Origin of the sequence: Streptomyces sp. NPDC048507 (assembly GCF_043199995.1) — a bacterium.
Classification (GTDB): Bacteria; Actinomycetota; Actinomycetes; order Streptomycetales; family Streptomycetaceae; genus Streptomyces.
Window position 1 is genome coordinate 318692 of record NZ_JBICWZ010000003.1, and the last position, 12860, is coordinate 331551.

Here is a 12860-nt window from a genome sequence, read left to right on the forward strand (position 1 = left end):
CCGGGACGGAATGCCCTGGTAGGGATAGCCCCATGGCTCTTGATACGCGCGTATTGCAGGCTGATGAGTGGGATGTCTGGTACGACCACTTGGAACTGGCGTTCGGCGGTGTGCCGGAGACCCCGGACGAGCGGGCGCTCTACCGGGACCTCACGGAACCGGAGCGTTCGCTGGGCGTGTGGGACGGCGGCACCTGCGTCGGCTCGGCCGGCGCCTTCAGCTTCCGGCTCTCGGTGCCGGGCGGCGCGCTGGTCCCCGCCGCGGGCGTGACCATGGTGGGCGTCGCGCCGACCCACCGCAGGCGCGGGGTGCTGACCTCGCTGATGCGCCGCCAATTGGACGACATCCGGGAGGGTGGCGAGCCGCTCGCCGTGCTGACGGCCTCGGAACCGGAGATCTACGGCCGGTTCGGCTACGGCACCGGCGCCTACGCCCTGTCCGTCGAGATCGACACCACGCGCGTGCGGCTGGCCGTGCCGCCGGGTACGGACCAGGTCCGGCTGCGCCTGGTGGACCCGGAGAAGGCCCTGGCCGACTGCGAGCGCGTGTACGCGGCCCTCGTCGCGGGGCGGCCGGGGATGCCGGCCCGGCGGCCCGGCTGGGAGCGGCTGGGCCTGCTGGACCCGGAGCCGCGCCGGGAGGGCGCATCACCGCTGAAGTGCGTGGTGGCGGAGGACGCGGAGGGCGGGGTCACCGGGTACGCCCGCTACCGGGTCAAGCCGGACTGGGAGCAGAGCGGCTCGGACGGCAAGGTCCAGGTCGAGGACGTGGACGCGCTGCATCCGGCGGCGTACGCGGCGCTGTGGCGCTACCTCTTCGAGATCGACCTGACCTGGACCGTACGGGCGTACGGGCGGCCTGCGGACGACGCGCTGCTGCACCTGGCCAGCGACGTGCGGCGGATGCGGACGCGCCAGCGCGACGCGCTGCACGTCCGGCTGGTGGACCTGCCGGCGGCGCTGGAGGCCCGGACCTACGCCGCCGCCCTGGACGTGGTGCTGGAGGTCGAGGACGCGTTCTGTCCGTGGAACACCGGACGGTGGCGGCTGACGGCGCAGGCCGACGGGGAGGTGCGCTGCGCGCGGACCGCGGACGCGGCGGACCTGGCGCTGTCGGTGCGCGAGCTGGGCTCGGCGTACCTGGGCGGGATCACCCTGACCTCGCTGGCCGCGGCGGGCCGGGTGCGCGAGCTGCGCGCGGGCGCGCTGTCGCGGGCCTCGCGGGCGTTCGCGGGCGAAGTCGCGCCCTGGCTGCCGCACGGTTTCTGAGGCCCGGCGGGTCCGGCGCCCCTCCCCCGGGAGGGGCTCAGCGCCGCTGGCAGGCCGGGCACCAGAAGAGGTTGCGGGCGGCGAGGTCCGCGGTGCGGATCTCGCCTCCGCAGACGTGGCAGGGCAGGTGGGCCCGGCGGTAGACGTAGACCTCGCCGCCGTGGTCGTCGACCCGGGGCGGGCGGGCCATGGCCTCGGGGAGGTGCTCGTCGCGGACGGTGTCGATCCGGTTGAGCCGTACGCCTTCGCGCATGAGCAGGATCAGATCGGCCCACATCGCGTCCCATTCGGCGCGGGTGAGGTCCTTGCCCGCGCGGTAGGGGTCGATGCCGTGGCGGAAGAGCACCTCGGCCCGGTAGACGTTGCCGATGCCCGCGACGACCTTCTGGTCCATGAGGAGGGCGGCGATGGTGGTGCGGGAGCGCGAGATCCGCTTCCAGGCCCGCTCGGGGTCGTCGGCGGGGCGCAGCGGATCGGGGCCGAGCCGGTCGTGCACCGCCTTCTTCTCGCCCTCGCCGAGCAGCGCGCAGGCGGTGGGGCCGCGCAGGTCGGCGTAGTGGGCGGCGTTCAGCAGCCGCAGCCGGACCGTGTCGCCGGCGGGCGGGGCGGGGGCGGGGCCGAAGCCGAGCTTGCCGAAGAGGCCGAGGTGGATGTGGATCCAGGCGTCGCCGAGTTCCAGGAAGAGGTGTTTGCCGTGGGCCTCGGCGCTCTCCAGCTCGCGGCCGTCGAGCAGGGCCGCGCTGTCGGCGAAGCGGCCCTGGGGGCTGCTGACCCGGACCGGGCGGCCGGCGAAGCGCTCGGTGTGGTCCTGCGCGAGGCGGTGGATCGTATGCCCTTCGGGCACGGCACTGCTCCTCCGTCCGGACGTGCGCGCGCCGCCGGACGGGGTCCGGCGGCGCGGGTGCGTCCTGCTGGCCTGGCTACTTGTCCTGGGGGTGGTGGGCCGGGATCGGGGGGAGCTCGCCGGTCTGCTCGTAGGCGGTGAGCATGTCGATGCGGCGGGTGTGGCGCTCCGCGCCGGAGTACGGGGTCTTCAGGAAGGTGTCGATGAAGCTGACGACCTCGTCCTGGGTGTGCATGCGGCCGCCGACGGAGATGACGTTGGCGTTGTTGTGCTCGCGGCCCAGTTCGGCGGTCTGGACGCTCCACGCGAGGATGGCGCGGATGCCCTTGACCTTGTTGGCGGCGATCTGCTCGCCGTTGCCGGAGCCGCCGATCACGATGCCGAGGCTGCCCTCGTCCGCGGCGGTCCGCTCGGCGGCACGCAGGCAGAACGGCGGGTAGTCGTCGACCTCGTCGTAGATGTGGGGCCCGCAGTCGACGGGCTCGTGGCCGTTGTTCTTGAGCCAGTCCACCAGGTGGTTCTTGAGCTCAAAGCCGGCATGGTCGGATCCGAGATACACGCGCATGGGTCGAGTGTGGCACGCGCGGCCTCGAGGTCCGGCAGAGGGTGTCGCCTATGTCACTTCTAAACCTCAAGTAAACCCAAAGAACCCAGACGGGAGGGGTCGGGACCTTGGTCCCGAGATGTGGGCCTTGGGCAACCATCGGAACAGGGTCTTCCGTACTTCGAGGATGTCGGGTTTGAATGCCGGAACTCGAAACCCGAGAACCTAAGGAATCGTCCATGAGCACCACGACGACCCTGCAGAAGGCAGGCGACTCCACCGGTGAACCCGGTGCGCCCCAGCCCTCCGACGGTCTCAAGGCCGGTCTCAAGAACCGCCACCTGTCCATGATCGCCATTGGCGGCGTCATCGGCGCCGGCCTGTTCGTCGGCTCCGGCGGCGGCATCGCCAAGACCGGCCCGGCCATCCTGCTCTCGTACGCACTCGTCGGCGCGCTGGTCGTCTTCGTGATGCGGATGCTGGGCGAGATGGCCGCCGCCAGCCCGAACTCCGGCTCCTTCTCCGCCTACGCCGACCGCGCGCTCGGCCGCTGGGCCGGCTTCTCCATCGGCTGGCTCTACTGGTTCTTCTGGGTCGTGGTGCTGGCCGTGGAGGCCACCGCCGGGGCGAAGATCCTCGAAGGCTGGATCCCGGCCGTCCCGCAGTGGGGCTGGGCGCTGATCGTCATGGTCGTCCTGACCGCCACCAACCTCGGCTCGGTCGCCTCCTACGGCGAGTTCGAGTTCTGGTTCGCCGGGATCAAGGTCGTCGCCATCGGCGCGTTCGTCGTGGTCGGCATGCTCGCCGTCTTCGGCGTGCTGCCGGGCTCGGACAACCCGGGCGCCGGACTGGCCCACCTCACCGACACCGGCGGGTTCATGCCGAACGGCTGGGGCTCCGTCCTGACCGGTGTGCTGATGGTCGTCTTCTCCTTCATGGGCAGCGAGATCGTCACGCTGGCCGCGGGCGAGTCCGAGGACCCGCGCCGCGCCGTCACCAAGGCCACCAACTCGGTGATCTGGCGCATCGGCATCTTCTACCTGGGTTCGATCTTCATCGTGCTCACGCTGCTGCCGTGGAACGACAAGTCGATCGTCGACAAGGGCTCCTACGTCGCCGCCCTGGACTCGATCGGCATCGCGCACGCCGGCCAGATCATGAACGTGATCGTCCTGACGGCCGTGCTGTCCTGCCTGAACTCGGGCCTCTACACGGCCTCCCGCATGGCGTTCTCGCTCGGTGAGCGCGGCGACGCGCCGAAGGCCTTCGCCAAGGTCACCAAGCGCGGCGTGCCCGCCGTCGCGATCCTGGGCTCGGTCGTCTTCGGCTTCGCCGCCGTCTACTTCAACTACGCCTTCCCCGACACGATCTTCAGCTTCCTGCTGAACTCCTCGGGTGCGATCGCGCTGTTCGTGTGGCTGGTCATCTGCTTCACCCAGCTGCGGATGCGCGGGATCCTCATGCGCGAGGCGCCGGAGAAGGTGACGGTGAAGATGTGGTTCTTCCCGTACCTGACCTGGATCACCGCCGCGATGATCACCTTCGTCCTGGGCTACATGGTCTACGACAAGGACAACCGCGAGACGGTGCTGCTCTCCCTGCTGGTCGCCGCCGTCGTGCTGGTGATCGGCGTGGTCCGCTCCGCGCTGCGCCGCGGGTCGGTGGCTCCGGCCGACGCCGAGGCCCCGGCGGACGCCGCCGCGTAACCCGCTCCGCTCATGCGACAGCCCCGGACCGCCGCGCGCGGTCCGGGGCTGCCGTGCAGCGGGGCGGGGGGCTCAGCCCCGGCGGCCCGCCAGCTTCCAGGCGCCGGGCAGGGCGCCCATGGCGAGGGCGGCCTTGAGCGCGTCGCCGATCAGGAACGGGACCAGGCCCGCGGCGACGGCGGCGCTCAGGGACATGCCGGTGGCGGCCATGAGGTACGGCACGCCCACCGCGTAGATCACGGCCGAGCCCAGCACCATGGTGCCCGCGGTACGCAGCACCGAGCGGTCGGCGCCGCGCCGCGCGAGGGCGCCGACGACGGTGGCGGCCAGCAGCATGCCGAGCACGTAGCCGAAGGAGGCCCCGCCCGCGCCGGAGGTGCCGCCCGCGAACCACGGCACGCCGGCCATGCCGACGAGCGCGTACAGGGCGAGCGAGAGGAAGCCGCGGCGGGCGCCGAAGGCGGTGCCCACCAGCAGGGCGGCGAAGGTCTGGCCGGTGACCGGGACGGGCGAGCCGGGAACGGGCACGGAGAGCTGCGCGGCGAGGCCGGTGAGCGCGGCTCCGCCGACGACGAGCGCGATGTCGCGGACGCGGCTCGCGGGCAGCAGGTCGGCGAGGACGGCGCCGGGCCGGAAGGAGACGGAAGCAGTGCTCATCGGGGGGCTCCGCGAGGTGGTGATCGACAGGACACCGTGAGGCTAGTGCGGGGCCGGGCGCCGCCCCACCGCCGGGCGGGACAAAGCCGTACTGGCCGGTTTGGTGGAGACCGGACAAAGACCCGCGCCCACACCCGAGTCGAAGTGATCCGCGTCACGGGCCACATGCGACCGCACGTCCTTTTTGCTCCCGCGGGCTCCCTGCCGCCAGACTGTAGGTTCCCGCCAATCCCCCGTGCAGCCCCCAGCGCCGCTTGGCCGACCGAGAGTACGAGCATCCCCTCATGCGCGACCCACTGCCCGATCCGAACGTCACCGGGAGCGGCCTGCCCCCGGAACCCCTCAGCCACAGCCTCAAGCAGCGCCACCTGACCATGCTGGGCCTCGGCGGCGTGATCGGCGCCGGCCTCTTCGTGGGCTCCGGCGCCGGCATCACCATCGCCGGACCCGCGATCATCTGCTCGTACCTGCTCGCGGGCGTGCTCGCGATGCTGGTGATGCGGGCGCTCGGCGAGATGTCGGCCGCGATGCCGGCCTCCGGCTCCTTCTCCGTGTACGCCGAGAAGGCCCTGGGACGCTGGGCCGGGTTCTCGGCGGGCTGGCTCTACTGGTTCCTGCTGGTCGTGGTGCTCGCCGTGGAGGCCACCGGCGCCGCGAAGATCGCCAACGGCTGGCTGCCGGCGGTCGACCAGTGGGTGTGGGTGCTGCTCTTCATGGTGGTCTTCACCCTCAGCAACCTGGCGGCGGTGCGCAACTTCGGCGAGTTCGAGTTCTGGTTCGCGGCCCTCAAGGTCGGGGCCATCGTCCTGTTCCTGATCCTGGGCACGCTCGCGATCTTCGGCCTGCTGCCCGACACCGATCCCGTCGGCATGGCCAACCTGACCGGGCAGGGCGGTTTCTTCCCGGCCGGGATGGGCGGGGTGATCGCCGGCATGCTCGCGGTGGTCTTCGCCTTCGGCGGCCTGGAGGTCGTCACGATCGCGGCGGCCGAGTCGGACGACCCGGCCCGTTCGGTGGCCCGCGCGGTGCGGAGCGCCGTGTGGCGCATCCTCTTCTTCTACGTGGGCTCGATGCTGGTCATCGTGACCCTGCTGCCGTGGGACTCGCTGGAGCCGGGCGAGAGCCCGTACGTCGCGGTGCTGGACTCGATCGGGATCCCGGCGGCCGGGCAGATCATGAACATCGTGGTGTTCGTGGCGCTGCTGTCGGCGCTGAACGCGAACCTCTACGGCTCCTCGCGCATCGTCTTCTCGCTGGCCGAGCGGGGCGAGGCGCCCCGTGCGCTGCTGAAGGTCTCGGGCGGCGGGGTGCCGCGCCGGGCGGTGTTCGCCTCGGTGGCCTTCGGGTTCGTGTCGGTGGTGCTGAACCTGCTGTGGCCGGACACGGTGTTCCTCTACATGCTGAACGCGGTCGGCGCGGTGCTGCTGTTCGTGTGGGCGCTGATCGCGGTCTCGCAGCTGCGGCTGCGCAAGGTCCTGGAGCGGGAGATGCCGGAGCGGCTGACGTTGCGGATGTGGCTGTTCCCGTACCTGACGTGGGCGGCGCTGCTGGGGATGGCGGCGGTGCTGGTGCTGATGCTGTTCGACGACTCGGCGCGGCCGCAGCTGCTGTGGTCCTCGGGTGCGGCGGCGGCGGTGCTGCTGGTGGCGTGGGTGCGCGAGATCCGCGCGCGCCGGGCGGGGACGGCCGCGTAGCCGCCGCCCGCTCAGCCAGGGAAGGGATACGGGAAGACCCCCGCGCCGACCGGTGCGGGGGTCTTCCCGCGTCCGGGCGCGCGTACGGAGCCGATCACGATCGGTGAATCGAGTGTCCGCATATCGGACAGGAAACGTCCGGTGAGCGGACGCTCGGCACACTGGGGATCCGCACCAGCGGACACCGCACCGTCCCCGCACACCGGACAGGCACACCCCCATGAGCCAGAGCAGCACCCTCGCTCCCCCCGAACCGCCGCAGGCCCCCGCCGGCTCCCCGCTCGGCAACGGCCTCAAGCAGCGCCACCTCTCGATGATCGCCCTCGGCGGGGTCATCGGCGCGGGCCTCTTCGTGGGTTCGGGCGCCGGGATCGCCGCGGCCGGGCCCTCGATCGTGCTCGCCTACGCCGCCTCCGGCGTGCTCGTCATGTTCGTGATGCGGATGCTCGGCGAGATGTCCGCCGCCCACCCCGCCTCGGGCTCCTTCTCGGTGCACGCCGACCGGGCGATCGGCCCGTGGGCCGGCTTCACGGCGGGCTGGATGTTCTGGACGCTGCTGTGCGTGGGCGTGGCCATCGAGGCGATCGGCGCCGCGCACATCATGACGGGCTGGTTCCCGGGCACGCCCTCGTGGATGTGGGTGCTCGCCTTCATGGCGCTCTTCTGCGCCGGCAACCTGGGCGCCGTCTCCCGCTTCGGCGAGTTCGAGTTCTGGTTCGCCGCGCTGAAGATCGGCGCCATCGCGCTGTTCCTGGGCCTGGGCGCGCTCGCCGTCCTGGGCCTGCTGCCCGGCACCTCCTCCCCCGCCGCCGCGAACCTCGTCCACGACGGGGGCTTCCTGCCCAACGGCGTCGACGGACTGCTGGTGGGCCTGCTCGCCTCGGTCGTCGCGTACGGCGGGCTGGAGACGGTGACCATCGCGGCCGCCGAGTCCGACGACCCGGTCAAGGGCGTCGCCACGGCCGTGAAGACCACCATGTGGCGGATCGCGATCGTCTACGTCGGCTCGATGCTGGTCATCGTGACCCTGCTGCCGTGGAACGACCCGGCGGTCACCGACGACGGCCCCTACGCCGCCACGCTGGACCACCTGGGCATCCCGGCCGCCGGCGAGATCATGAACGTGGTCATCCTGATCGCCCTGCTGTCCGCGATGAACGCCAACATCTACGGCTCCTCCCGCATGGCCTACTCCCTGGTCGCCCGGGGTCAGGGCCCCAAGGCGCTGGGCAAGGTCAGCGGCGGCGTGCCGCGCCGGGCGGTGCTCGCCTCCAGCGGCTTCGGGTTCGTCACCGTGCTGCTCTCGTACTGGTACCCGGACACCCTGTTCGCCTGGCTGCTGAACATGGTCGGCGGGGTCATCCTCATCGTCTGGGGCTTCATCGCGGTCTCCCAGTTCGTGCTGCGCCGGCGCCTGGAGCGCGAGGCGCCCGAGAAGCTGGTCGTGAAGATGTGGGGCTTCCCGTACCTGACCTGGGTGGCGCTGGCCGGGGTCGCCGGGGTGCTGGTCCTGATGGCCCTCGGCGAGGACACCCGGGTGCAGGTCCTGTTCACCGGCGGACTGACCGTCGCCCTGGCCGCGACCGGGTACGTCATGCAGCGCCGGGCCGCCGCCCACGAGGTCTCCCCCTAGGCCGCCCCTCCCCCAGCCCCCGTCCGGTGTGACACCCCCACCGGACGGCACGTCAGAGGCCGGGCCCGCGCCCCCCGCGCGGACCCGGCCTCCGGCATTCCCGGGGGCCGCCCAAGAGAGGTGACCCTTACTCGTGAGCCGGAATAGATACTGCTAGCGTGCAGTTGCGCATTAATTGCAATAAGCGATTGGCACGCTGAGGGGACCGGATACACGCATGGCCATCTACACGCTTCCTGAGCTTCCTTACGACTACGCGGCGCTGGAGCCGGTGATCAACCCGCAGATCATCGAGCTGCACCACGACAAGCACCACGCGGCCTACGTCGCGGGCGCCAACACCACGCTGGAACAGCTGGAGGAGGCGCGCGACAAGGAGAACTGGGGCGCCCTCAACGGCCTGGAGAAGAACCTCGCGTTCCACCTCTCCGGCCACATCCTGCACAGCATCTACTGGCACAACATGGCCAGCCCGAAGACCGGCGAGGGCGGCGGCGAGCCGACCGCGGCCGACGGTCTGGGCGACCTCGCGGACGCCATCACCGAGTCCTTCGGTTCGTTCCAGAAGTTCCGCAAGCAGCTGACCTTCGCGTCCTCCGCGACGCAGGGCTCCGGCTGGGGCGTGCTCGCGTACGAGCCCATCAGCGGCCGCCTGATCGTCGAGCAGATCTACGACCACCAGGGCAACGTCGGCCAGGCCTCCGTGCCGGTCCTCGTCTTCGACGCCTGGGAGCACGCCTTCTACCTTCAGTACAAGAACCAGAAGGTGGACTTCATCGAGGCGATGTGGAACGTCGTCAACTGGCAGGACGTGGCCCGGCGCTACGCCGACGCCAAGGCCAACACCCCGCTGCTGATCCCCGCCAAGGGCTGATCGCAGCCGCAGAGCCGCCCGCCTCGTGATCGTCTTCTCACCTTTCGCGTGCGGGCGTTTCCAACGGAAGACCCCCGTGAGGACGTGACTCACGGGGGTCTTCCGCGTACCCGGCGGCGCCGGACCGGCCGGACTACTCGAAGGACGGACCCTGGGTGCGGGTCCGCTTGAGCTCGAAGAAGCCCGGGGTGGAGGCGACGAGCAGGGTGCCGTCCCACAGCCGGGCGGCGGCCTCGCCGCGCGGGGCCGGGGTGACGACCGGCCCGAAGAAGGCCACCTGCTCGCCGTCGGCGCCGGGCACGGAGATCACCGGGGTGCCGACCTCCTGGCCGACGCGCTCGATGCCGTCGTTGTGCGAGGCGCGCAGCTCGGCGTCGAAGGTGTCGGAGGTCCCGAACCCGGCGAGCTCCGCCGGCAGGCCGACCTCGGCCAGCGCCTCGGCGATCACCTCGGGGGTGTTGCCGCGGCCCTCGTTGTGGATGCGGGTGCCCAGCGCGGTGTACAGCTTGCCGGTGACCTCCTTGCCGAACTTCTGCTCGGCGGCGGTCACGACGCGCACGGGGATCCAGGCCTGGGGGCCGAGCATCTCGCGGTAGGCCTCGGGCAGCTCGTCGAGCTTGTTCTCGTTGAGCACGCCCAGGCTCATCACGTGCCAGCGCACCTCGATGTCGCGGAGCTTCTCCACCTCCAGCACCCAGCGGGAGGTCATCCAGGCCCAGGGGCACAGGGGGTCGAACCAGAAGTCGACGGGGGTCTTCTCGCGCACCTGCGTGTCGGCCATGTCTCTCCTCATGTCAGCCAAGGCGTTGCTCTCCAGCCATCCCCCTGGGCAACCGGACCCGGCCCGGGCGCATTCCCCCGTGGGAGGATTCGAACCGAAGAACGCGATCACGCACGAAGGAGTGCACGTGCCCGGAGAGAACCTGTCCCGCGACGAGGCCCGCGAACGAGCGGAACTGCTGTCCGTCGACGGATACGAGGTGGCCCTCGACCTGAGGTCCGCGGTGGACGAGGCCGAGCCGGCCGAGGGCCCCCGGACCTTCCGCTCGGTGACCACCGTCCGCTTCCGGGCCACGACGCCGGGCGCGTCCTCCTTCGCGGACCTGATCGCCCCCTCCGTGAACTCCGTCACCCTCAACGGCCGCGTCCTCGACCCGGCCACCGCCTTCGACGGGGCGCGGATCGCCCTGGACGGGCTCGCCGCCGAGAACGTCCTGGTCGTGGACGCGAACTGCGCGTACAGCCGGACCGGCGAGGGCATGCACCGCTTCGTGGACCCGGAGGACGGCGAGGTCTACCTCTACACCCAGTACGAGCCGGCCGACGCCCGGCGGGTGTACGCGAACTTCGAGCAGCCCGACCTGAAGGCCCCCTACCGCTTCGAGGTCACCGCGCCCGAGGGCTGGCGGGTGTGGAGCAACGGCGTGGAGGAGTCCGCCGAGGGGCCCACCCGCCGCTTCGCCGAGACCGCGCCCATCTCCACGTACATCACCTGCGTGGTCGCGGGGCCCTACCACTACGTGACGGACAGCTACACGCGCGGGGACCTGACGATCCCGCTGGGTGCCATGTGCCGCAAGGGGCTGGCGAAGTACTTCGACGCGGACGACGTCTTCCTGGTCACCAAGCAGGGCTTCGACCTCTTCCACGAGATCTTCGACTACCCGTACCCCTTCGGGAAGTACGACCAGGCCTTCGTGCCCGAGTACAACCTGGGCGCGATGGAGAACCCGGGGATGGTGACCTTCCGCGAGGAGTACATCTTCCGCGGGAAGGTCACGCAGGCCTCCTACGAGCGGCGCGCGAACGTCATCCTGCACGAGATGGCGCACATGTGGTTCGGCGACCTGGTCACCATGAAGTGGTGGGACGACCTGTGGCTGAAGGAGTCCTTCGCGGACTTCATGGGCTCCTTCGGGCTCGTCGAGGCCACCCGCTTCGACCAGGCGTGGGTCACCTTCGCCAACAGCCGCAAGGCCTGGGCCTACCGGGCCGACCAGCTGCCCTCCACCCACCCGATCACGGCCGACATCCGTGACCTGGAGGACGCCAAGCTGAACTTCGACGGCATCACGTACGCCAAGGGCGCCGCGGTCCTCAAGCAGCTGGTGGCCTACGTGGGGCGGGAGGCCTTCCTGGAGGGCGCGCGGCGCTATTTCAAGGCCCACGCGTACGGGAACACCACGCTCGACGACCTGCTGTCGGTGCTCGCGGAGGTCTCCGGGCGGGACATGGCCCAGTGGTCGCGGGCCTGGCTGCAGACGGCGGGCGTGAACGCCCTGACGCCGCTGATCACCACCGACGCCGACGGCCGCGTCACCGAGCTGGCCGTCCTCCAGGAGGGCGACGCCCTGCCGGACCAGCCCGCCGTGTCGGCCGGCCGCCCGCACCGGATCGCGGTGGGCCTCTACCGGACCGGGGCGGACGGTCTGGTGCGCTACGCGCGGGCCGAGGCCGACGTGGCCGGGGCGCGCACGGTGATCGCGGAGCTCGCCGGACAGGAGCGGCCCGACCTGGTGCTGGTCAACGACGACGACCTCACCTACTGCAAGGTCCGCTTCGACGAGGCCTCGCTCGCGACCCTCCGCGGCCACCTGGGCGCGATCACGGACCCGCTGGCCCGCGCGCTGTGCTGGTCGGCGCTGTGGAACCTGACGCGGGACGGGCTGATGCCCGCCCGGGACTTCCTGTCGCTGTTCCTGACGCACGCGGGCCGGGAGAGCGACGTCGGCGTGCTCCAGATGCTGCACGGGCAGGCGCTGAGCGCGGTCACCCACTACTCGGCGCCCGGGCGGCGCGAGGGTGCCGGCCGCGAGCTGGCGGCGGGCGCGCTGCACGAACTGCGGCTGGCCGAGCCGGGCTCGGAGCACCAGCTGACCTGGGCCCGCTTCTTCGCGGCGAGCGCGGCGACCGAGGGCGACTTCCAGCTGCTGCTGGGCCTGCTGGACGGGACGGCGCGGATCGACGGGCTCGACGTCGACCAGGAGCTGCGCTGGGACTTCCTGCTGCCGCTGGCGGCGCACGGGGCAGTGGACGAGGGCGTCATCGGCGCGGAACTCGCGCGCGACGACACCGCCTCGGGCAAGCGGCACCAGGTGCGGTGCCTGGCGGCGCGGCCCTCGGCAGCGGTCAAGGACCAGGCGTGGGCGGTGGTCGTCGAGTCGGACGCGCTGTCGAACGCCCTGGTCGAGGCCACCATCGACGGGATGCAGCAGCCCTCGCGGCGCGACCTGCTCGCCCCGTACGCCGGACGCTACTTCGAGGTGCTGGAGCGGGTCTGGGAGCAGCGGTCGATCCAGATCGGGATCCACGTGGTGAAGGGGCTGTACCCGATGCTCCAGGACGGCGAGGACACCGTCGCGGCGACCGACGCCTGGCTGGCCGGGCACCCGGACGCGGCGCCCGCGCTGCGGCGGCTGGTCCTGGAGTCGCGCGACGACCTGGCCCGCGCGCTGCGCGCCCAGGCCCGCGACGCGGCCTGATCCGGTCCGCGTACGGGCGGGGGCCGGAGTTCTCCGGCCCCCGCCCGCGTGCGTCGGGGTGCGGGGAGGCGGGCGCTCCATCGGCAGTCGAACGCCCGTACTTTAGCCCCGCCTTGTCCGGGTTTGTCGACGAACGTGTAACAGGCGTTAGCGAGGCC

At 71.5% G+C, this 12860-nt stretch carries 10 protein-coding genes; 6 read left to right on the top strand and 4 right to left on the bottom strand.

Going from position 1 to position 12860, the window contains the following annotated elements:
- Positions 1–32 precede the first annotated feature (32 nt).
- Complete coding sequence (locus ACGFXC_RS10560) at positions 33–1268, top strand: GNAT family N-acetyltransferase (protein WP_393711508.1); 1236 nt, start codon at positions 33–35, stop codon at positions 1266–1268.
- A gap of 37 nt (positions 1269–1305) precedes the next feature.
- Here the strand turns inward: ACGFXC_RS10560 and ACGFXC_RS10565 are convergent, their stop codons facing one another.
- Both ACGFXC_RS10565 and ACGFXC_RS10570 read right to left on the bottom strand, forming a co-directional pair.
- Positions 1306–2112 (bottom strand): Fpg/Nei family DNA glycosylase, encoded by an 807-nt coding sequence (locus tag ACGFXC_RS10565; protein WP_393711510.1) that lies wholly within the window; start codon positions 2110–2112, stop codon positions 1306–1308.
- Between the two features lie 76 nt (positions 2113–2188).
- Positions 2189–2677: a ribose-5-phosphate isomerase gene (locus tag ACGFXC_RS10570; RefSeq protein ID WP_393711512.1), complete on the bottom strand. Its 489-nt coding sequence runs from the start codon at positions 2675–2677 to the stop codon at positions 2189–2191.
- Between the two features lie 218 nt (positions 2678–2895).
- Between ACGFXC_RS10570 and ACGFXC_RS10575 the strand changes: the two genes are divergently transcribed.
- Entirely contained in the window at positions 2896–4362 is a 1467-nt protein-coding gene (locus ACGFXC_RS10575) for an amino acid permease (RefSeq protein WP_393711514.1), read from the top strand.
- Positions 4363–4434: 72 nt separating this feature from the next.
- On the opposite strand, the gene ACGFXC_RS10580 is transcribed toward ACGFXC_RS10575, so the two are convergent.
- Entirely contained in the window at positions 4435–5019 is a 585-nt protein-coding gene (locus ACGFXC_RS10580; RefSeq protein ID WP_393711516.1) for a biotin transporter BioY, read from the bottom strand.
- A gap of 284 nt (positions 5020–5303) precedes the next feature.
- Between ACGFXC_RS10580 and ACGFXC_RS10585 the strand changes: the two genes are divergently transcribed.
- From ACGFXC_RS10585 to ACGFXC_RS10595, 3 genes are all read left to right on the top strand, one after another.
- Complete coding sequence (locus tag ACGFXC_RS10585; protein ID WP_393711518.1) at positions 5304–6713, top strand: amino acid permease; 1410 nt, start codon at positions 5304–5306, stop codon at positions 6711–6713.
- Positions 6714–6933: 220 nt separating this feature from the next.
- Positions 6934–8346, top strand: coding sequence for an amino acid permease (locus ACGFXC_RS10590; RefSeq protein WP_393711520.1), 1413 nt, complete (start codon positions 6934–6936; stop codon positions 8344–8346).
- Positions 8347–8563: 217 nt separating this feature from the next.
- A complete protein-coding gene (locus ACGFXC_RS10595; RefSeq protein WP_362123230.1) occupies positions 8564–9220 on the top strand; it encodes a superoxide dismutase in 657 nt (218 codons plus the stop codon).
- Between the two features lie 133 nt (positions 9221–9353).
- On the opposite strand, the gene ACGFXC_RS10600 is transcribed toward ACGFXC_RS10595, so the two are convergent.
- Entirely contained in the window at positions 9354–10001 is a 648-nt protein-coding gene (locus ACGFXC_RS10600) for a DsbA family protein (protein ID WP_393711522.1), read from the bottom strand.
- A 127-nt stretch (positions 10002–10128) separates the two neighbouring features.
- On the opposite strand from ACGFXC_RS10600, the gene pepN reads away from it, so the two are divergent.
- Positions 10129–12702: an aminopeptidase N gene (gene pepN / locus ACGFXC_RS10605; protein ID WP_393711524.1), complete on the top strand. Its 2574-nt coding sequence runs from the start codon at positions 10129–10131 to the stop codon at positions 12700–12702.
- Positions 12703–12860 lie beyond the last annotated feature (158 nt).